This window comes from Marinobacter santoriniensis NKSG1, from assembly GCF_000347775.1.
Taxonomy (GTDB): Bacteria; Pseudomonadota; Gammaproteobacteria; order Pseudomonadales; family Oleiphilaceae; genus Marinobacter; species Marinobacter santoriniensis.
The window spans coordinates 34,828-55,504 of record NZ_APAT01000022.1 but is presented as its reverse complement, the minus strand read 5'-3'; the positions used below and the strand labels follow the sequence as shown (position 1 = coordinate 55,504).

16 protein-coding genes are annotated in these 20,677 nt (G+C 58.5%); all 16 read left to right on the top strand.

Going from position 1 to position 20,677, the window contains the following annotated elements:
• Position 1: 1 nt before the first annotated feature.
• The 16 genes from atpA to MSNKSG1_RS18745 all read left to right on the top strand — a co-directional run bounded on the left by atpA (position 2) and on the right by MSNKSG1_RS18745 (position 20,653).
• A complete protein-coding gene (gene atpA, locus MSNKSG1_RS14445) occupies positions 2 to 1,546 on the top strand; it encodes a F0F1 ATP synthase subunit alpha (protein ID WP_008940028.1) in 1,545 nt (514 codons plus the stop codon).
• A 75-nt stretch (positions 1,547 to 1,621) separates the two neighbouring features.
• The gene (atpG, locus tag MSNKSG1_RS14440; RefSeq protein WP_008940027.1) at positions 1,622 to 2,491 is read left to right on the top strand and encodes a F0F1 ATP synthase subunit gamma; all 870 of its coding nucleotides are present in this window, start codon (positions 1,622 to 1,624) and stop codon (positions 2,489 to 2,491) included.
• A 54-nt stretch (positions 2,492 to 2,545) separates the two neighbouring features.
• Positions 2,546 to 3,937, top strand: coding sequence for a F0F1 ATP synthase subunit beta (atpD, locus tag MSNKSG1_RS14435; protein ID WP_008940026.1), 1,392 nt, complete (start codon positions 2,546 to 2,548; stop codon positions 3,935 to 3,937).
• 47 nt (positions 3,938 to 3,984) lie between these two features.
• Positions 3,985 to 4,407, top strand: a complete 423-nt coding sequence (locus MSNKSG1_RS14430) for a F0F1 ATP synthase subunit epsilon (protein ID WP_008940025.1) — start codon at positions 3,985 to 3,987, stop codon at positions 4,405 to 4,407.
• A 139-nt stretch (positions 4,408 to 4,546) separates the two neighbouring features.
• The gene (glmU, locus tag MSNKSG1_RS14425; RefSeq protein ID WP_008940024.1) at positions 4,547 to 5,911 is read left to right on the top strand and encodes a bifunctional UDP-N-acetylglucosamine diphosphorylase/glucosamine-1-phosphate N-acetyltransferase GlmU; all 1,365 of its coding nucleotides are present in this window, start codon (positions 4,547 to 4,549) and stop codon (positions 5,909 to 5,911) included.
• Between the two features lie 30 nt (positions 5,912 to 5,941).
• On the top strand, positions 5,942 to 7,774 hold the full coding sequence (gene glmS / locus MSNKSG1_RS14420; protein ID WP_008940023.1) for a glutamine--fructose-6-phosphate transaminase (isomerizing): 1,833 nt from the start codon (positions 5,942 to 5,944) through the stop codon (positions 7,772 to 7,774).
• 46 nt (positions 7,775 to 7,820) lie between these two features.
• Entirely contained in the window at positions 7,821 to 9,191 is a 1,371-nt protein-coding gene (locus MSNKSG1_RS14415) for an amidase (protein ID WP_051067798.1), read from the top strand.
• A gap of 21 nt (positions 9,192 to 9,212) precedes the next feature.
• Positions 9,213 to 9,968 carry a 5-oxoprolinase subunit PxpA gene (locus MSNKSG1_RS14410; RefSeq protein WP_008940021.1) on the top strand — a complete coding sequence of 252 codons (756 nt, stop codon included), beginning with the start codon at positions 9,213 to 9,215 and terminating at the stop codon, positions 9,966 to 9,968.
• The gene (locus MSNKSG1_RS14405; protein ID WP_008940020.1) at positions 9,965 to 10,684 is read left to right on the top strand and encodes a 5-oxoprolinase subunit B family protein; all 720 of its coding nucleotides are present in this window, start codon (positions 9,965 to 9,967) and stop codon (positions 10,682 to 10,684) included. The genes MSNKSG1_RS14410 and MSNKSG1_RS14405 overlap by 4 nt, the downstream gene beginning before the upstream one ends.
• Positions 10,681 to 11,649 carry a 5-oxoprolinase subunit C family protein gene (locus tag MSNKSG1_RS14400; protein WP_008940019.1) on the top strand — a complete coding sequence of 323 codons (969 nt, stop codon included), beginning with the start codon at positions 10,681 to 10,683 and terminating at the stop codon, positions 11,647 to 11,649. Before MSNKSG1_RS14405 ends, MSNKSG1_RS14400 begins: the two co-directional genes overlap by 4 nt.
• Positions 11,650 to 11,874: 225 nt before the next feature.
• Positions 11,875 to 12,333 (top strand): molybdopterin-dependent oxidoreductase, encoded by a 459-nt coding sequence (locus tag MSNKSG1_RS14395; protein ID WP_227498036.1) that lies wholly within the window; start codon positions 11,875 to 11,877, stop codon positions 12,331 to 12,333.
• A 2-nt stretch (positions 12,334 to 12,335) separates the two neighbouring features.
• Complete coding sequence (locus MSNKSG1_RS14390; RefSeq protein WP_152638792.1) at positions 12,336 to 14,282, top strand: EAL domain-containing protein; 1,947 nt, start codon at positions 12,336 to 12,338, stop codon at positions 14,280 to 14,282.
• On the top strand, positions 14,279 to 15,124 hold the full coding sequence (locus MSNKSG1_RS14385; RefSeq protein WP_227498035.1) for a PhnD/SsuA/transferrin family substrate-binding protein: 846 nt from the start codon (positions 14,279 to 14,281) through the stop codon (positions 15,122 to 15,124). The genes MSNKSG1_RS14390 and MSNKSG1_RS14385 overlap by 4 nt, the downstream gene beginning before the upstream one ends.
• Complete coding sequence (locus MSNKSG1_RS14380; protein ID WP_008940015.1) at positions 15,121 to 15,885, top strand: methyl-accepting chemotaxis protein; 765 nt, start codon at positions 15,121 to 15,123, stop codon at positions 15,883 to 15,885. The genes MSNKSG1_RS14385 and MSNKSG1_RS14380 overlap by 4 nt, the downstream gene beginning before the upstream one ends.
• A 204-nt stretch (positions 15,886 to 16,089) precedes the next feature.
• Entirely contained in the window at positions 16,090 to 16,704 is a 615-nt protein-coding gene (locus MSNKSG1_RS14375; RefSeq protein ID WP_008940014.1) for a biliverdin-producing heme oxygenase, read from the top strand.
• The gene (locus MSNKSG1_RS18745; protein ID WP_008940013.1) at positions 16,688 to 20,653 is read left to right on the top strand and encodes an EAL domain-containing protein; all 3,966 of its coding nucleotides are present in this window, start codon (positions 16,688 to 16,690) and stop codon (positions 20,651 to 20,653) included. Before MSNKSG1_RS14375 ends, MSNKSG1_RS18745 begins: the two co-directional genes overlap by 17 nt.
• The last annotated feature ends 24 nt before the right edge of the window (positions 20,654 to 20,677 follow it).

Sequence of the window (20,677 nt, the reverse complement as noted above, 5' to 3'; positions counted from 1 at the left end):
CATGCAGCAACTGAATCCATCCGAGATCAGTGACATCATCAAGAAGAGAATCGAGAAACTCGATATTTCTTCTCAAGCACGTAACGAAGGCACCATTCTGTCGGTTTCCGACGGTATCGTGCTGATCCATGGTCTCGCCGACGTCATGTACGGTGAGATGATTGAATTCGACAACGGCATTTTCGGCATGGCGCTCAACCTTGAGCGTGACTCCGTTGGTGCGGTTGTTCTGGGTGACTATGAAGATCTGGCGGAAGGCCAGAAGGTCCGTTGTACCGGTCGGATCCTGGAAGTTCCCGTGGGCGAGAAACTGCTCGGCCGCGTTGTGGACGCACTGGGTAACCCGATCGACGGCAACGGCGACCTGGATACCGACCTGACCGCTCCGATCGAAAAAGTGGCGCCGGGCGTTATCGCTCGTCAGTCCGTTGACCAGCCGGTTCAGACCGGTCTGAAGGCCATCGACACCATGGTGCCGATCGGTCGTGGTCAGCGGGAGCTGATTATCGGTGACCGCCAGATCGGTAAGACCGCGGTTGCGATCGACGCGATCATCAACCAGAAAGACAGCGGCATCAAGTGTATCTACGTTGCTGTTGGTCAGAAGCAGTCTTCCATTGCGGCCGTTGTGCGCAAGCTGGAAGAGCACGGCGCCATGGACCACACCATCGTGGTTGCAGCGGGTGCTGCCGATCCGGCTTCCATGCAGTTCCTGGCTCCGTATGCCGGTACCTCCATGGGTGAATACTTCCGGGATCGCGGCGAAGACGCTCTGATCGTATTCGACGACCTGTCCAAGCAGGCCGTGGCGTATCGTCAGATCTCCCTGCTCCTGCGTCGTCCGCCGGGCCGTGAAGCCTATCCGGGTGACGTATTCTACCTGCACTCCCGTCTGCTGGAGCGTGCCTCCCGCGTGAACGCCGAGTACGTAGAGCAGCTGACCAACGGTGAAGTCAAAGGCAAGACTGGTTCCCTGACGGCCCTGCCGATCATTGAAACCCAGGCCGGCGACGTGTCTGCGTTCGTACCGACCAACGTGATCTCCATCACCGACGGTCAGATCTTCCTGGAGACCAACCTGTTCAACTCCGGTATCCGTCCGGCGATGAACGCGGGTATCTCGGTTTCCCGTGTAGGTGGTTCGGCCCAGACCAAGATCATGAAGAAGCTGGGTGGCGGTATCCGTCTCGCTCTGGCTCAGTATCGTGAACTGGCGGCGTTCGCACAGTTTGCGTCTGACCTGGACGATGCGACCCGCAAGCAGCTCGAGCATGGCCAGCGCGTTACCGAACTGATGAAGCAGAACCAGTACAGCCCGATGTCTGTGGCTGAGATGGGTACGGTTCTGTACGCAGCAAACGAAGGTTTCCTGGACGACGTTGATGTAGAAAAGGTGGTGTCTTTCGAAGCCGCCCTGCTGGACTGGATGCGCACTGAACAGAGTGAGCTCCTGGCCAAGATCAACGAGAAAGGCGATTACAACGACGAAATCGCCGCAGGCCTGAAAGCTGCAATTGAGAAATTCAAGACCACTCAGACCTGGTAAACACAGATTGCCCGCCACTCCGGCGGGCTCTGTTGGTTTCGGGCTCGAGTGTCTAACTTGAAAAGGCAGTGAGTTATGGCCGTCGGAAAAGAAATACGTAATCAGATCTCCAGCATCAAGAGCACGCAGAAGATCACCAGCGCCATGGAAATGGTCGCGGCGAGTAAGATGCGTAAAGCTCAGGAGCGTATGCAGGCGACACGCCCGTATGCGGAAAAGATGCAGCAGGTGATCAGGCACATTGCCAAAGCCAACGCCGAGTACGCCCATCCGTTTATGGACGAGCGTGAGGTCAATCGTGTCGGTTACATCGTGGTGTCATCTGATCGTGGACTCTGTGGTGGTCTGAACATCAACGTGTTCAAGGCACTGGTTCGCGATATGAAACAGTGGAAGGACAAGGGCATTGAGGCTGATCTTTGTGCGATCGGTCAGAAAGGCGCTGTTTTCTTCCGGAACTACGGTGGCAACGTCATCTCTGCGTTGACGCACCTGGGCGATTCGCCCAGTGCCGATCAGCTGATCGGTACCGTCAAGGTGATGCTGGACGCGTTTCAGGAAGGCAAGATTGACCGCTTGTACCTGGTGAGCAACGAGTTTGTGAACACCATGACACAGACGCCTTCGGTAAGTCAGCTTCTGCCTCTGCCGAAGGAAGAAGAGAGCGGTGAAGACGTCAAAAAAAGCCAGTGGGATTACATCTACGAGCCGGATGCCCGGCCGATTCTCGATGGCCTCCTGATACGTTACATCGAATCTCAGGTGTATCAGGGCGTGGTGGAAAACCTGGCCTGCGAGCAGGCCGCTCGGATGATTGCCATGAAGAGTGCGACCGACAACGCCGGCAACATCATCGACGAGCTTCAGTTGGCCTACAACAAGGCGCGTCAGGCAGCCATCACCCAAGAGATTTCAGAGATCGTGAGCGGCGCGACCGCAGTTTAAGGCGGCCACGATCCAACTGGTTTTATTGACTTTCAATATAACGAGGAACCGAGCATGAGTAGCGGACAAATCGTTCAGATCATTGGCGCGGTTATCGACGTGGAATTCCCACGTGACTCCGTACCCAAGGTATATGACGCACTGCTGCTTGAAGGTGGCGAAACAACCCTGGAAGTCCAGCAGCAGCTGGGTGACGGTATTGTTCGTACCATCGCAATGGGCAGCACAGAGGGCCTCAAGCGTGGCCTGAAAGCAGAAAACACCGGCAAGCCGATCTCCGTACCCGTGGGTACTCAGACCCTGGGCCGGATCATGGACGTTCTGGGTCGTCCCATCGACGAGCAGGGCGACATCGGCGAGGAAGAGCGCTGGGCCATCCACCGGAAGGCACCGGGCTACGCCGACCAGTCGGCTTCCGCCGACCTCCTGGAAACCGGCATCAAGGTTATCGACCTGATCTGCCCGTTCGCCAAGGGTGGTAAGGTTGGCTTGTTCGGCGGCGCCGGCGTCGGCAAGACCGTAAACATGATGGAGCTGATCAACAACATCGCGAAAGAGCACTCCGGTCTCTCCGTATTCGCGGGTGTTGGTGAGCGGACCCGGGAAGGTAACGACTTCTACTACGAAATGAAGGACTCCAACGTCCTTGATAAGGTAGCGATGGTCTACGGCCAGATGAACGAGCCTCCCGGAAACCGTCTGCGTGTAGCGCTGACCGGTCTGACCATGGCTGAAAAGTTCCGTGACGAAGGTCGTGACGTACTGTTGTTCGTGGACAACATCTACCGTTACACCCTGGCTGGTACCGAGGTATCTGCACTGCTGGGCCGTATGCCTTCTGCGGTAGGTTACCAGCCGACTCTGGCGGAAGAGATGGGTCAGCTCCAGGAGCGGATCACCTCTACCAAAGACGGCTCCATCACTTCCATCCAGGCGGTCTACGTACCGGCGGATGACCTGACAGACCCGTCTCCGGCAACCACCTTCTCGCACCTGGATGCGACCGTGGTACTGAGCCGTGACATCGCCTCCAAGGGTATCTACCCGGCGATCGATCCGCTGGACTCCACCTCCCGTCAGCTGGATCCGCTGGTCATTGGTCACGAGCACTATGAAGTGGCTCGCGGCGTGCAGACCAACCTGCAGCGTTACAAGGAACTCAAGGACATCATCGCGATCCTGGGTATGGACGAGCTGTCAGAAGACGACAAGCTGACCGTTGCCCGTGCCCGTAAGATCGAGCGTTTCCTGTCCCAGCCGTTCCACGTTGCCGAGGTCTTCACCGGAGCGCCCGGCAAGTACGTAGCGCTGAAGGAAACCATCAGCAGCTTCAAGGGCATCCTGAACGGCGACTACGATGACCTGCCCGAGCAGGCCTTCTACATGGTCGGCAGCATCGAGGAGGCGGTCGAGAAAGCGAAGGAAATGAAGGGCAAGGGCGAGTAATCTGACCCGAGTACCTAGTTTCCGGATCGATCAAAGAGGCGACTGACGTGAGTATGACCGTACATTGTGACGTAGTAAGTGCCGAAACAAAGATCTATTCCGGATTGGTTGAAATGCTGATTGCAGCGGGTTCGGACGGTGACCTGGGTATTGCCCCGGGTCACGCGCCCCTGCTCACCGCACTGAAGCCTGGTCCTGTTCGGATTATCAAGCAGGGTGGTGAAGAAGAGATTCTTTACGTATCCGGCGGATATCTGGAAGTCCAGCCCAATCTGGTGACTTTGCTGGCAGACACAGCCGTTCGTGCCAAGGATGTGGACGAAGCTGCTGCCCTTGAAGCCCAGAAACAGGCGGAAAAGGCGCTTGCCAACAAGACCGGTGAATTCGAGTATTCCCGTGCAGCTACAGAGTTGGCGGAAGCTGTTGCACAGCTTCGTACCATTCAGCAGCTGCGGAACAAGATGCGCTAAACCATCTCGTTTCGGGTTTGCCGAACACCAAAGCCGCATCCTGAGCGGCTGGAACCCCGACGCTCGGCGTCGGAACTCCGGCCCCGAAGGTTGCGGTTTTTTTTTGACATCATGAACAGACCGGGAGCCTGAAGTGTCCATGAGCCCGTTACACGTTGTGATCCTGGCCGCTGGCCAGGGCTCGAGAATGAAATCCGCCTTGCCCAAGGTCCTGCATCCGGTTGCCGGAAAGCCGATGTTGCATCATGTCGTTGACACGGCCAAGCAGCTCGGGGCGGAGCAAATTCACACCGTGATCGGTCATGGCGCGGAGCGGGTGCGTGAATCCCTGGACGATGGTTCGGTCACCTGGGTGCTGCAGGAAGAGCAGTTGGGCACCGGTCACGCCGTTGCCCAGGCACTGCCCGGCCTACCCGAAGACGCCCGGGTTCTGGTGTTGTATGGCGACGTACCCCTGATCGCTTCCACAACCCTGGAAGCGATGGTCAGAGACCTCGATGAACAGACGCTCGCCCTGCTGACCGTGGATCTCGATAACCCCCATGGCTACGGCCGGATTGTCCGGGACGCCGACGATAACGTCCGGGAAATCGTGGAACAGAAGGACGCCAGCGCCGAGCAGCAGGCGATCCATGAGGTGAATACCGGCATTCTCGCCGTGTCCGCCAGGCACCTGAAAAGCTGGCTGCCGACTCTTTCCAACCGCAATGCCCAGGGCGAATACTATCTCACCGATATTATTGCCCTGGCGGTGGAGCAGGGTATGGGAGTGACGGTTTCCCAGCCGCTCACCGCCTTCGAAGTGCAGGGCGTCAACAATCGTCTGCAACTGGCGGAACTGGAGCGATGGTATCAGCGCCAACAGGCGGAACGCCTGATGACAGAAGGCGCCAGCCTGGCCGATCCCGCCCGGGTGGATGTGCGGGGCGAACTGACCATCGGCAACGATCTGTGGATTGACGTGAACGTGGTGTTCGAGGGCAGGGTTCACCTGGGCAGCAATGTGACCATCGGTCCCGGTTGTGTCATCAAGGACGCGAGCATCGCGGATGGCACCGATATCAAGGCCAACAGCGTGATTGAAGGCGCGGTGATCGGTAAGAACGCCCAGATTGGGCCTTTTGCACGCCTGCGGCCGGGTACCGAACTGGCGGCCAACACCAAGGTGGGCAACTTCGTTGAAACCAAGAAGGCCATCGTGGGCGAGGGTAGCAAGATCAATCACCTGAGCTACGTTGGTGATGCCTCACTGGGCCGTAATGTGAATGTGGGTGCAGGCACCATCACCTGCAATTATGATGGGGTGAATAAATACCGCACCGTGCTCGGGGATGGGGTTTTTGTGGGCTCGAATACGTCCCTGGTCGCGCCGGTCACGGTGGCGGCCGAGGCCACCATCGGCGCCGGATCCACCATTACCCGGGATGTGGCGGACAATGAACTGGCGGTGGCCCGCGGACGGCAGCGCAATATTGCCGGCTGGGAAAAGCCGAAGAAAGCCTAAACGAACGATTAACGAGCAGGTGAGAGCAACATGTGTGGGATTGTAGGAGCGGTATCTGAACGGGACGTCCAGGGCATTCTTCTGGAGGGCCTGCGCCGCCTTGAGTACCGTGGATACGACTCCGCCGGCATGGCCGTGATCGATGGCAAGCACCTGGTTCAGCGCGCACGGGAAGTGGGCAAGGTTGCCGCGTTGGCCGATGCCATCGACAGCAATCCCCTCAGCGGTCACCTCGGTATTGCTCACACCCGCTGGGCCACCCACGGCGAGCCTTCACAGGTGAACGCGCACCCCCATATGTCCGGGGAGCGTCTGGCCATCGTTCACAACGGCATCATCGAAAATTACCAGGAACTCCGGGAGGAGCTCCGGGCCGACGGCTTTGAATTTTCCTCACAAACCGATACCGAAGTGGTCGCCCACCTGATTGAAAAGAACTACCGGGATCTCGGCCGGCTGTACGACGCGGTGAAGGCGGCGATCGCCCGTTTGCGCGGTGCCTACGCCCTGGCCGTCGTCCATGCCGATGAACCGGACCACCTGGTGGTCTGTCGCGAGGGGAGCCCGCTGGTCGTGGGCGTGGGCATCGGTGAGAACTTCATCGCCTCGGATCAGTTGGCCCTGCTGCCGGTGACCGACCGCTTCATGTTCCTGGAAGAAGGCGACATTGCCGATATTCGCAAGGACGGCGTGGCCGTCCACGACCGGGAAGGCACACCGGTCGAGCGCAAGGTTGCACGTTTCGAACACGGCACCGACTCTGCGGAAAAGGGCGAGTACCGCCATTTCATGCTCAAGGAAATCTACGAGCAGCCAAAGGTCATCAAGGCCACCATGGAAGGTCGCTTGACCGATTCCCGTGTGCTGGAACAGGCCCTGGGCACCGACGCCGCCCACCTTCTGGAGAACGTTCGTCACGTTCAGATCATTGCCTGCGGCACTTCCTACCATGCCGGAATGGTCGCCCGTTACTGGATCGAGGAACTGGCCGGCGTGCCCTGTTCCGTGGAGGTGGCGTCGGAATTTCGCTACCGCAAGCACGTGATCCAGCCCGATACCCTGTTCCTCTGCATCTCCCAGTCCGGGGAGACGGCCGATACCCTGGCCGCCCTGCGTCAGGCCAAAGAAGCGGGTTTCCGGGCGGCTATGGCCATCTGCAACGTGCCGGGCAGTTCCCTGGTCCGTGAATCCGACCTGGTCATCATGACCCAGGCGGGGCCGGAGATTGGCGTTGCATCCACCAAGGCGTTCACCACCCAGTTGACCGCATTGTTGATCTTTACCCTGGCGCTGGCCCGTCATAACGGCCTTGATGCTGACCGGGAAGCAGACATCGTCAATGCCATTCATCAGTTGCCCGGCCAGGTCAGTGATGTGCTGGCCCTGGATAACGACATCGCCGAGATGGCCAGGGCGTTCATGGACAAGAACCACAGCCTGTTCCTGGGACGGGGATCCCAGTTCCCGGTCGCCCTGGAGGGTGCCCTGAAACTGAAGGAGATTTCCTACATCCACGCGGAAGCCTATCCCGCCGGTGAGCTCAAACATGGCCCTCTGGCCCTCGTGGACGGTGAAATGCCCGTGGTCACGGTAGCGCCCAACAACGATCTGCTCGAGAAGCTCAAATCCAATCTCGAAGAGGTCCGCGCGCGGGGCGGCGAGCTGTTTGTCTTCGCCGACAAAGCCGCCAATGTCCGGTCGGAAGAGAGCGTCCATGTGCTCTCATTGCCTTCGGTGCACGAGATTACCGCGCCCATTGTCTATACGGTGCCGTTGCAGCTATTGTCCTACCATGTGGCGGTATTGAAAGGCACGGATGTGGACCAGCCCCGGAATCTGGCGAAGAGCGTCACTGTCGAATAGGTTGTGGCTGTCGCCCCGGGCGTTCAGAGAGACCAATGGTGACAATATGCCTCAAAGCGACAACGCGACTGACCGGCCGTTTCCGGAAGCGACGCTCGACGACCTGCTTCAGGGATTGGACCAGGGTCATTGGAGTTCGGCCCAGATACTGGACGCTTGCCTGAGCGCCAGCGAACGCCTGGACGAACCGGCTCATCAGGCCTATACGAAACGGTTTGATGGCACGGCCAGAGCCGAGGCCGAGGCCGTGGATACGCTCCGCCAGGCGAATGTGCCAGTCGGAGAGCTTGCCGGCTTACCCATCGCGCTCAAGGCTCTGTTCGACGTTCAGGGCGAAGTCACCCACTCCGGTTCCCGATGGTGGTCCGAGGCCGCGTCGACAGACGCCGTGATTGTTTCCCGACTCCGACGAGCCGGTGCGGTCATCACCGGGCACACCAACATGACCGAGTTTGCCTATTCCGGCCTCGGTCTCAATCCGCATTACGGAACGCCCCTGACTCCCCTTGCTCCGGGCCGGATTTCTGGTGGATCCTCCTCCGGCTCAGCCGTTGCCGTGGCCGCTGGAATGGCTGCTGCTGCGATCGGCTCCGATACCGGTGGCTCGGTGCGGATTCCCGCTGCCTTCTGTGGTCTGGTCGGATTCAAACCTTCCCAATACCGGATTCCCCGGCAGGGGATCTTTCCTCTCTCCGACAGCTATGACTCCATCGGGCCGATTGCGAGGAGCGTCGGTTGTTGCGCGCGCCTTGACGCCGTGCTGTCCGGCACACCCTTTCAACCGGGACAGCGAACGGACGTGAGGGGGCTTCGATTCGTGGTTCCCCGGAACTACATGATGGATGACATGTCCCCCGGGATTGCAAGAGCCTTCGATCGGAGTCTGCAGCGCTTGAGAGAGGCCGGGGCCACCGTCGTCGAGGCGTCTGTTCCGGTTCTCGATCGGTTGCCGGAACTGTTGGCAGGTGGAGGACTTACCGCTGCCGAAGCGTTTTTCCGACACCGCGACTGGTTGGGCAAACACGGCGATGAATACGATCCCCTGGTAAAATCCCGTATCGAAAGAGGGGCCCTGATCAGTGCGGCGGATTATCAGGCGCTGTTGCACCTCCGTGCCGAGAGTATGTCCCGGGCGGACGCCTTCCTGTCAGATTACGATGGCCTGCTGGCACCGACGGTTCCGATCGAACCGCCCCTGTTGCGCGATCTCGCGGATGACAGGGTATACGGTCACACGAACCTGCTGGTGTTGCGCAATCCAACCGTCGCGAACGTGCTGGACCTCTGTGCCATCACGTTGCCCAATCACGCCCCTGACGAGCTGCCCAGTGGCCTGATGATGATTGGCCGCAACGGCACCGACCGGCAGGTTCTGGCGGCCGCCTCCGGCGTCGAAAAGGTATTGGGCAGGGACTAGCCGATTTTCAGGAGACCGACAATGAACAGGCTGATGATCAACGCCGACATGGGGGAAAGTTTTGGCCCCTGGGTCATGGGGCTCGACGAACATGTGATGCCCTATGTCGATCTGGCCAACGTGGCCTGTGGCTTCCATGCCTCCGATCCCCACGTCATCCGCCGGACCGTCCGCTTGGCGATCGAACACGGCGTCAAGGTGGGCGCCCATCCTGCGTATCCGGATCTGGTGGGGTTTGGGCGCCGCTCCATCGCCTGTTCGCCGGACGAAGTGGAAGACCTTGTCCTTTACCAGATCGGCGCCCTGGCCGGGATCTGCCAGGCGGAAGGCACGCGCCTGCACTATGTGAAACCCCACGGCGCACTCTACAACGACATGACCAAAGACCCCGAGCTGTTCGAGGCCGTGGTCCGCGCAATCCGGGACTTTGACGATACCCTGCCGCTGATGACCATGGCCGCCCGGGATAATCGCATGGAACGGGAGATCGCCGATCGTCTGGGGATATCGCTCTGGTTCGAGGCCTTTGCCGACCGGGCTTACGACAGCGATGGACGCCTTGTCTCCCGGAAGGTGGCGGGAGCCGTACATCACGATACCGATGTTATCATCGATCAGGCGGTACGCATCGCCAGACGGGAGCCGCTGACCGCTATCGACGGCAGTGATCTGGTGCTGGAGGCGGACACCTTGTGTGTTCACGGCGACAATGACGAGTCCATTGCTGCCGTCAAAGCGATCCGCCAGGCGATCCGGGCCCTGGAAACCGGGCGATGAGCCGTCCGTTGCCGCGTCTGGAGCCGGCCGGCCTTGACGGCTGGATCGTCCGGTTGTTCAACGACATCGACGAAGCCAACCTGTCCTGGCTGGCAGCGCTGGCGGACCGGTGCCGGACGGCGTTTGGCGATGCACTCGTGGATATGGTGCCCTCGTACACCACCCTGTTGATCACGTTTGATCCGCTCTTGCTGTCTCCCGCCGAGGCGCGTGACCGGCTGATGGTGCTGCTGGACGATCTGGAACCGGATGCGTCCGGCGTGGCCGGGGGGCAGGTATACGAACTGCCAACCTGGTACGACCCGAGCGTCGGCCCGGACCTGAAACGGGTTGCCGAGCAGACCGGCCTGACCATCGACGAGGTGATCGCGGTGCACAGTGGCAAGAGCTACCGCGTTTTCGCCCTCGGGTTCGCACCGGGCTTTGCGTTTATGGGGCTGACGGATCCCGGGCTGGATTGCCCACGCCTGGACACACCGCGCCAGCGGGTTCCGGTTGGCAGTGTCGCCATTGCCGCCCGTCAGACAGCGGCCTATCCGGCGGAGACACCCGGAGGCTGGAATCTGCTGGGTCGTACCTGCGCCCGCCTGTTTGATCGTCACCGTGAGGATCTGAGCCTGCTCAAAGTGGGGGATGAAGTCCGCTTTGTGCCCGTCAGCCGAGAGGAATTCGAACGTCAGGGCGGCGATACGACGCCCACGGAGGATCGTCCATGACGGCGTCGAAGGACAGGGAGATCGGGATTCGGGTCCTGCGGGCCGGGCCATTGGCATTGCTCCAGGATGCGGGCCGGTTTGGCGTGCGCCACCTGGGTGTGACCCAGGGAGGGCCGGCAGACCTCTACTCCTGGGCCTGGGCCAATGCGCTCGCCGGAAACCCATGGGGCACGGCCAGCCTGGAGATCACCATCGGCGGTCTGGAGATGGTGGCTGAAAGAGATCTCGAGATCGCCATCGCCGGTGCCCATCTGGGCGCCACCCTGGACCAGCGTCCCGTCCCCCTCTGGGAACGGATGACCTGGAAAGAGGGCCAGGTCCTGCGCTTTGCCTCGCCGGTCACTGGCCTGCGCGCCTACCTGTCCGTGCGCGGTGGTTTCGCCGCCGAACCGGTCATGGGGAGTGTCGCCTGCGTGATGCGCGAACAGCTTGGCGGCTTTGACGGCCTGGGCAGCAAGCTCCAGACCGGCGACCAGCTCACCGTCCATCCGGCCGGGCCTTCGAACCACACCGGAACCCAACAGGCTCCGTCCGATGTACGCCCGGATTTCAGTGTCGAACCGGTATTGTCGTTGTTGCCCGGTGCGCAAATCGCCGAATTCTCCGGGCAAAGCCTCTACGACGCGTTCAACGCCCGCTGGCAGGTGGATGAGCGGGCGGACCGGATGGGCGTTCGGCTCACCGGGCCACGGCTCGACTGCCGTGTCCGGTCGCTGATTTCGGAAGGCATCAATCTGGGCAGCGTCCAGGTGCCACCCGACGGACAGCCCATAGCCCTGTTGAATGACCGCCAGACCATCGGGGGTTATCCGCGACTGGGTGCCCTGACCCCCTTGTCGGCGTCCCGCCTGGCCCAGTGCAAACCGGGGCAGGAAGTTCGCTTCCGGGCGACGGGATCGGGCGAGGGCTTGCGGGAATACCGTGCCTTCCGCGCGGCAATTGACCGAATGGGCGCTCGGACCTGAGCGTCCCGATGTTGCCCTTCGGCAATTACCTAGCTTGGTTCGGAGCGCCTCAGATGGTCTTTATCTATCTGTTTTAAATAACAGAAAATATCCAATAATCTGAATTTGTCGCCGTTTCACATTCTGATTGCGCAAAGATACAAAGCCGATCTGGTGCTGAATTTTGCCTCTCCGATATTATGTCGCGGATTTTTTATACAGCCCTACGACAGAGGCGATTTTTTCGTGCTGAGACTGATTTTTACTGCGTTCCTTGCGACCTTCGCGATGGCCCTGCAGGCCGCGCCAAAGCTGACGATCACAACGGACGCAGATACCGTTGTCCTGGATCGGAATCAGTTGGAGGCCTTTCCGCAGACCACGATTACAACCACCAGCCCCTACTACGAGGGGACGGCTGAATTTTCCGGGCCGTCGCTCAAGCGGGTATTGGAGAGTGCCGGACTCTCCGGTCAGAGTCGTATTACATTCCAGGCGCTCAACGACTATCAGGTGGATGCCGACCTGGACGAGGTTATGGGTCTCGATGCCATTGTGGCCACCCGGATGAATGGAAAGCCCATGTCAGTGCGCAACCGCGGGCCGTTCTGGGTAATGCTGCCGCTCAGTGATCGCCCGGAGCTGGATTCCGAGGAATACCACCGCTTCATGGTCTGGCAGTTGAACCGCATCGGGCTCCAGTAAACGTGAGTGGCGGATCGGTGCTGCAGCGGCTGTTCTCCCGCGCAACCGTCGTTTTCCTGTTTGTCATCGTGCTGGGCCTGCTGGTTGCCAGCTTCTACACCTATTTTCAGGATCGGAAGCTGCAGTCCGTTTCGCTTGGCGCACTGCGTATGGCTTCCTGGAACCTTGCACAGCTCGGTAACGAGGCCAGCGCGTTTGATCGGGAAGTCGCGCTGATGGCCCGGGGCGTCGGCGATGCGGAGGAGCTGCAGCTTCGTTACGATGTGCTTTGGAGCCGGTACGACTATCTGATCAACAGCAAGGAAGCGCTGCCAACCCGCCGCAATCAGGACAATCAGGAGCGATTGACCCGACTGTTCCGGGAACTGCGGTCCCTTGAAGTACCGATCAGCGATCGGCTGGCTGCCCACGACGCCGATTGGGCATCGGTCGAGAGCCGCTGGAATACACAGAAGGCCGCTATCCAGCAGTTGGTGGTCGACAACTTTGTCGGTGATGAGACCGGCCGGCTTATGGCGGACGTCGAGGCGTCCCGGGACCGCCTTGCCAACCTGCGTGTCCTGACCCTGGCCGCACTGGCCGCGATTTTTCTCTATATGGGTCTCGCGGTCATGTTCCTGCGTAAACAGTCCCGGACTGACCCGGTGACCGGCTTACGCAACGTCAACTATCTGAGATCCGTCAAGCGGATCCACGCCGCCCGCGCGTTCATCACCTGTGAGATCCGGGAATTCTCCCTGGTCCGGACTGACTATGGCAACGATGGTGCGAACGAACTGGCCGCGCTCTTTGCCAATAAACTGGGCAAACAACTTCGAACCGGTGACGAGCTGATCCACCTCACCCAGAGCGAGTACGTGGTGATCCTGTCGGCCCGGCACGGAGAAAAGCTCTGCGGCACGCTGGAACGGTTGGCCAGGGCCGCCAGCTTTGACTGGCGAACCCGGGACTCGGTGGTTCGTGTTTCCGCAATCTTTGGCGCGGATCCGGGAACTGATAGCGGCAGTGAGGACTGGAACGTCCGATACCAGCAAGCGCATCGTGCCCTGGCACAGGCGGAGTTGGACGGCCAGAGTTACTTTATCAACGACGAAACCCTGCGTCGTCGGATTGCCGAGGAACGGCAGATTCACAGCGGGTTGGTGCGCTTTTTCAATGATGAACCGACTTCGCTGCGTCTGCATCTGGTCTATCAGCCGATTGTGCGGGCCGATGATCGCCACCTTGTCACCGGTGCCGAGGTACTGCTCCGGTGCCGGGACGACAGTCTTGGCTTCGTGCCACCGAACCGCGTCGTGGATATCTGTGAACGGTTCGGACTGGGTGGCGATCTGGGACGGTGGTTGTTCCGTCAGGTGGCGCTGGAGACCGGCCCCCTGTACCGGAACCTTGGATTCCGGGGCAATCTGTCCATCAACCTCAATCCGTCCATGCTGACAGAACGTCTGGTGGAGGACGTCCAGACCTGTCTGATCGACGAGGGACTGCCTGCCTCGGCACTGTGTCTTGAAATCACGGAAGACAATGCCGCGCTGGAGTTTGCGATCATCAACGAGCTGATCGAGCGTCTTCATGGCCTCGGCCTGGAATTTGCCCTCGATGATTTCGGTACCGGGCATTCCTCACTGGAATATGTGCGGGAGTTGCAGGTGGATCGCCTGAAGATTGATCGCTGCTTTGTTGATGGTATCGAAGATGATCCCGACAAATGCCGATTCCTCGGGTCCATCATCGCGATGTCCGAACAGGCCTACATGAAAAGCGTGATTGAAGGGGTCGAGAACGAAGCGCAATGGCAACTGGTCGAGCAACTCGGGGGCGTATTGATCCAGGGGTATCACGCCCATCGCCCCATGACTTTCAATGATTACATGGCGCTTCTGATGACCGAAACCACCCGGTATCCCACGGCGGTGGACAGGCGGACGCCGGTGGTCGAGCTTCAATGACACGAGAATCTGTTATGCGTTTCCGCTTTCTGCTGATTGCACTGTCATTGATGCTGATCGCCGCGCCGGCCTGGTCCAGATCGGAATCCCTGACGTTCGGTATCGTGCCCCAGGAATCCTCCAGCCGGCTTGCCGATCAGTGGACACCCCTGATGAGGTACCTGTCGACCAGGCTCAACAGGCCGGTTCGCTTTATGACGGCGCCGGACATACCAACGTTCGAAAAACGGGTATTGGCCGGTGAATACGACATCGCGTACATGAATCCATATCACTATGTGGTATTCAGCAACACGCCGGGCTATCAGGCGATCGCCAAAGAAGGCGGCAAACAGATTCGCGGAATCGTGGTAGTGCCGGAAAGCGCGCCTGCGGAAGATCTCGAAGATCTGGACGGAATGACGGTGGCGTTTCCCGCGCCGGCGGCATTTGCGGCGACCATCCTGGTTCGGGCCGAGCTGGAGCGACTGGGTGTGAGCTACCAGCCGCGTTTCGTCGGCTCTCACGAGTCGGTCTATCTGAATGTACAGCGAGGCTTTGCCGGGGCAGGCGGTGGCGTGGAGCGAACCCTTGCTATTGCCATGCGGGAGAGACTGGATGGCGTCCGGGTGCTCTGGCGCTCTCCGGGGTATACCCCTCATGCCTTCGCGGTTCACCCGGACATGGACCCGGTGCTGATGCAGACGGTGCAATCCTTGCTCGTGAACCTGGCGGACACCGACGAAGGCCGGTCATTGTTGGATCGAGCCCATCTCAAACCACTTGTACGCGCCGCTGACAGCGACTGGAACGATGTCCGTCAGTTGGGCCTGGATTTCATAAAGACATCGGGTGCGCCGTGAAGTTATCCCTGCGGACCCAGGCCGTGATCGGTATTGGGGTCATCGAGGTCGTCATGCTGGTGGTTCTGCTGTATTCGGTATTCCACTTCATTCACAGTTCTACCCGCGAAGAGGTGGATCGCCGGGCGCAATCCATCGCCAGAATCTTTGCCTCGACCTCAGCAGACGATGTGCTGTCGCTGGATCTCGGGTCCCTGAAATCGTTTGTGAATGCGGCCGCTCTCACGCCGGGCACCGCCTTCGCCCGAGTGGTGGACTATGAAGGTCGATTGCTGGCGGAAGGTGGTAACCGTGAGGCGTTGATGCTGCCGTTCGAGGAAACCTCCGCCCTCAAGGAGTTGCCGAATATCTACATGGCCCGGGCGGACATCGTCAAGGCTGGAACCGTCTATGGCAGCGTGGAGATTGGACTGGACGTGCGGAAACAGAAGCTGGGCATTTCAACGCTGAAGGATAGAAGCCTGATGATTGCGATCGTTGAGGTTCTCACCGCCGCGCTCTTTTCGATTGCCGCCGGATATTACCTGGTCCGCCGTCTGTCAGGTATGAGACGCGTCGTCCAGCGTGCCGTCGCCGGGGAAGCGTCCGCGCGGATTACCGAACCCTTCTCGGATGAGGTCTCGGATCTGGCGGATGAGATCGACCGGCTGGTGGAGCGTTATGAGTGGGAGAAGAGTCGAAAGAATGAGCGCATTCTCCGACTAGAAGAGCTGAATCAGCTATTGCATAAGAAAATTGCCGAAATTCAACGACGCACCTGACCATCATGATGTGTATTCAATAGATGCGCATACCGACCCAAGTTGATAATAATCAATAAAAATTTTACGGCCATATTACACCTGTTTGACCCACATCATAGGGATGATCCGGATCCCGCATTTTACCTCTCAGACGTCATGACAGCGGCCTGAAACGGGCGGTATTCTTCTGCAGGACGCAGGTAGTGAAACGGCTGGGCGTGAATGACGACACTTAAAATGCAATCCTCTTCCCTTCGGCAGCAACTGAGAGCCACGACCCACGACGCTCATGTCCGGCTCAACCGACACCCACTCCTTAAAAACATTACTCGAGCCTCTCTCGACCAGGAGCATTACACCCTTATTTTGCTCGCTTACTGGCGCTATTACCGTATCGCGGAAGCTATGATCAAGCGCAGTCTCGCAGAAGGCTTAGCGAACTTTGACTATACCCTGCGGTATAAAACGGATTGGCTGGCTCAGGATCTGGCAAGCTTTGGTGTATGCCCCCAAGCTCATGACAGAGGGCGTTTTGCAATTGTTTTGGCTTCACCGAACAGCCTGAGCGAGATTGTAGGGATGATGTATCCCCTTGAAGGTTCCACCCTCGGCGGACAGGTAATCAGTAAGCATCTTCGCCGCAATCTTGGACTCACTCCCGATCACGGCGCTCGGTTTTTCCATGGCTATGGCGATGATACCGAAAGTTTCTGGAGTGCTTTCATTGAGTTTGCAGAGGCGTCTCTAACAACGCCCGAAACCAGGCTCCAGGCCTGTCGCTACGCCCGATACCTTTTTGAATCGCTTGAGGCATTTCTTGATGTCCACGTCTCCTGATATTCCCGACGCAGCAAAGGAAGCACTCATTCAGGAGGCGCTCAAACAGTGCGAACGGGAACCCATTCACCAGGTAGGTTCAATCCAGCCACAAGGGGTTTTGCTGGCGCTTGACCGGGATTTTGTCATCCGCTTCTGCAGCGACAACGCGGCTGCTTTCTTTGGATTACCTCAGCAATCAATACTGGGGGCTTCCCTGGACAGCTTCCTTGAGTCGTCGGATGTCGAGCAGATTCGCTCATTAAAAGGCCTTGGCGATTGGCGTTCCTTTGCCCTGGCGAAGGTTAGGATCATCCGAGCTGGAGAGGTTCGGGTTCATGATGCCGCCGTCTCGTTCAACGACCCATACTGGCTTCTGGAAGTTGAAGTCGACGCCCCTGACCAGAGCGAGCTGTTCGATCAGATATTCGTGCCTACCCGTGATCTCCTATGGCAGCTGGATGCGGAACGGGATCTGGGGAACTACACCACACAGGTCGTCGAGCTGGTTCGCGCGGCAACCGGCTATGACCGGGTGATGATGTACCAGTTCGACAGTAACTGGGATGGTGAAGTGATTGCTGAGAGCCGTTCCGAGCTGGCCGGAAGCTACCTGGGTAATCGGTTTCCGGCCTCTGATATTCCCTCTCAGGCCAGGGCGCTTTACACCCGAAACCTCACTCGGGTCATTGCCGACGTGAACGCTTCGCCCTCTGTGATTGATCCTGCAGACGAACGCGCAGTGAGTGTTCCTCTGGATCTGACCTTCTCCTCTTACCGGTCGTTGTCACCTGTCCACCTGGAATATCTACGGAACATGAGGGTAGCGGCAACACTGACCATTTCGCTGATCCAGAACGGGAAGCTATGGGGCATGCTGGCCTGCCACCATCACACACCCAAGCACGTTACCTTGCGAGAGCGAGAGCTCTACGAGCTGATTGGAAAGACCATTTCGATCAAATTGTCTGATCTTCAGCGTAATGACGAAGAAAAACGCAGGGACCGGGTAAATCGGTTTTTACGTGGTACAGCGTTCACCCAATTTGCAGATTTGTCGATAAACACCGCCACCGAGTTGATGTCCATTCTGGGGGCGACAGGCGTCATTCTGGTCAGCCACGGTTGCCGATACGTCTATGGTCAGACTCCCTCCATAAGCCAGATCGAACAACTTGAAGCTGCTTTGCGACTGCGTCAACCGGAGCAGATCTTTCATACGGATGAGCTGGCGAGTCTCTATTCCGATGCCCGGGAGTACTCGGATACCGCATGCGGTATCCTGTTGGCGCCCCTGAATCACACGTTAGAGCACTATGTGATGTGGTGCCGTGGACGAGTGGCTGTTACCCGGCACTGGGCGGGTAAGCCTCACAAGGAACTGGATCGAACTGAAACCGGTTTTCGAATCTCTCCCCGCCAGTCTTTTGAGAGCTGGACCCAGACTTACTACAACAAATCTGCTCCGTGGACCCGACTGGAGGTCGAGTTGGCCGCCGATCTGGCCCGTGCATTCATGAAACGGGTTAGCCAGCAATCGTTGGTAGAGCGCGAGCAGAATTTCCGTAACCTGGTGGAACTGTCCTCCACCATGATCGTCCACCTCAACGCCAATGGTTTGATCCGGTATGCGTCGTCCGCCTGTGAGCACATAGTTGGGCGTGCCGTAGCGCATCTGGAAGGCGTCATTTTCGAAGAGCTTCTTCACAAGAAAGACGCGGAGGCCTTTCGGAAGGCGTGTGCGGTCTCATCCTCTGTCAGTCAAGCCGGCAAACTGATTGTGAGTTTTCTTCATGATGATGGCCGATGCGTCTGGGCAGAGCTTGAGATCCGTCGGCCCGATTCTGAGACAGGGGACGCGACAGGGTTGATTCTTACGTTGCATGATATTACCCAGCGTCATAATTACCAGATGGCGCTTGAGGACCTTCATCAACGGAACGGATTGCGACTTAACGCCAAGCTTGATGGCCTGTTCAGCGTCAACGACGCTGGTTTGATCAGTTATGTCAATCCACAGGCGATCCGGATACTGGGGTACCGGGCTGAACAGGATTGGATTGGCAGGAACTGCCATGAGCTGCTGAAGCCTGCAAACTCAAAGGGTGTTGCCTATTCAATGGCCCTCTGTCCCCTGCTGGAGGCGCTTCGGGACGGGCAGGAAAAGGAAACCTCGAACGATCAGTTCCGAATGGCGGACGGGGCATTGTTGCCTGTCGGGTACAAGTGCATTCCGCTGCGTCTGAATCATCATCAAAATGGCATCCTGGTCGTCTTCAGACGACGGGATCAACTGGCCGAATCCGATCACCCTGGCGGGACCAATGAAGCTGTCCTGGATCAGACCTCGGAAGCTGTCATCATCACCGGAGCGGATACAAGGATCCTTTCAGTCAACCGCTCGTTCTGCGAGATCACCGGTTACCGGAGTGAGGAGGCTCTTGGTCAAAAACCGTCTTTTCTGAAATCCGGAATCCACACGCCGAGCTTCTATCAGGCGCTTTGGGAACGCGTTTTGAGCGATGGAGACTGGGAAGGCGAAATCTGGAATCGTCGCAAAACCGGGGAGATTTTCCCCTTCCGTGGGCGGATTTCTGCGGTCCGTGACCATGACCAGACAATCCGGAACTATGTGGGCGTCTTTTCCGATGCATCCAAGGCAAGGCAGGCAGAGGAATCCCTCCAGATTGCACGGAATTATGACACCCTGACTGGCCTGCCGAATCGTCAGCTTTGTCTGGAAAAGATTGCTCGTGGTATTTCCGACGCCCGAGGTCGAGGTTTGGCGGTGATACTCCTGGACATCGACCGATTCAAGTTGCTTAACGACTCCCAGGGCCATGATATCGGCGACGACTTTCTCAGAACCCTCGCCAACCGCCTGAGTGAGAGTCGACCAGACGATGCTTCTCTCTTTCGTTGGGGCTCGGACGAATTTCTCATGCTGGTTGAGGACATCAAAGACAAAAACGCCATCCCAGGTATTTTGCGGAGCGTCTTTGCTGACTTGTCCAGGCCCTTCCCGCTGTCCAATCATCAGTTGATTCCCTCCGCGTGCGCCGGCATCAGTTTTTACCCAGACGACGCGATGGATATCAGGGGGCTCATACAGGCGGCGGACACCGCGCTGATGCGGGCGAAAGAATGCGGCCCGTCTACCGTCGAGTTCTTCAAGCCGGCATTGGCGGACCGGGTGCACCGGAAGTTTGAAATTGCCAGTGAGCTTCGCAGGGCCGTTGAGCAAAATGAGTTACAGCTTTATTTTCAGCCCCAGGTGAACAGTCATAGCGGTCAGCTGATAGGTGTCGAGGCGCTGGTCCGATGGCGTCATCCCAATAAAGGCCTGGTTCCCCCCAATGAGTTCATTCCTCTTGCGGAAGAATTGGGGCTGATCGAACTCGTCGGAGACTGGGTGCTGAACCGCGCACTGGAACAGATGGCGCAATGGCGAGCCGACAAAGTCCCGATTCCGAGAGTGGCAGTGAATATTGCGCCGCAACAGCTTGGGCCTGATCTGATCAGACGGGTGGCTGCGCTGCTGGAAATGTATCGGCTCCCCGCGGATGTACTGGAAATCGAGATCACCGAGGGTGCGCTTGAGCGCGGTGATGATATTGTGGATCTGCTGAACCGATTAAGGGCGATGGGCGTTCAGCTATCGATTGATGATTTCGGCACAGGCTATTCATCTCTGGCCCATCTTAAACATCTGCCGGTGAATTGCTTCAAACTCGACAAGGCATTCGTCGACGGTCTTCCGGATGGTGTTTTTGATGTGGCCATTCTCAAGGCTATCATCACGCTTGGCCACAGCCTGAATATCAGTGTGCTGGCGGAGGGCGTCGAGACCGATGCCCAGTTTCGGTTTCTTGAAGAGCAGGGCATCGACAGTATTCAGGGGTATTTCTTTGGTCGTCCGATGAACCCTGAGTCATTCATTGAGTGGCTGGAAAACCGTCAGGTTGACTGACAGGGCCTGGGCTGACGCATGGGT

Excerpts from the sequence above, each read along its gene's own strand:
- atpA (WP_008940028.1), top strand. The coding sequence starts at position 2 with ATGCAGCAACTGAATCCATCCGAGATCAGTGACATCATCAAGAAGAGA.
- atpG (WP_008940027.1), top strand. The coding sequence starts at position 1,622 with ATGGCCGTCGGAAAAGAAATACGTAATCAGATCTCCAGCATCAAGAGC.
- atpD (WP_008940026.1), top strand. The coding sequence starts at position 2,546 with ATGAGTAGCGGACAAATCGTTCAGATCATTGGCGCGGTTATCGACGTG.
- glmU (WP_008940024.1), top strand. The coding sequence starts at position 4,547 with ATGAGCCCGTTACACGTTGTGATCCTGGCCGCTGGCCAGGGCTCGAGA.
- glmS (WP_008940023.1), top strand. The coding sequence starts at position 5,942 with ATGTGTGGGATTGTAGGAGCGGTATCTGAACGGGACGTCCAGGGCATT.
- MSNKSG1_RS14415 (WP_051067798.1), top strand. The coding sequence starts at position 7,821 with ATGCCTCAAAGCGACAACGCGACTGACCGGCCGTTTCCGGAAGCGACG.
- MSNKSG1_RS14410 (WP_008940021.1), top strand. The coding sequence starts at position 9,213 with ATGAACAGGCTGATGATCAACGCCGACATGGGGGAAAGTTTTGGCCCC.
- MSNKSG1_RS14405 (WP_008940020.1), top strand. The coding sequence starts at position 9,965 with ATGAGCCGTCCGTTGCCGCGTCTGGAGCCGGCCGGCCTTGACGGCTGG.
- MSNKSG1_RS14400 (WP_008940019.1), top strand. The coding sequence starts at position 10,681 with ATGACGGCGTCGAAGGACAGGGAGATCGGGATTCGGGTCCTGCGGGCC.
- MSNKSG1_RS14385 (WP_227498035.1), top strand. The coding sequence starts at position 14,279 with ATGACACGAGAATCTGTTATGCGTTTCCGCTTTCTGCTGATTGCACTG.
- MSNKSG1_RS14375 (WP_008940014.1), top strand. The coding sequence starts at position 16,090 with ATGACGACACTTAAAATGCAATCCTCTTCCCTTCGGCAGCAACTGAGA.
- MSNKSG1_RS18745 (WP_008940013.1), top strand. The coding sequence starts at position 16,688 with ATGTCCACGTCTCCTGATATTCCCGACGCAGCAAAGGAAGCACTCATT.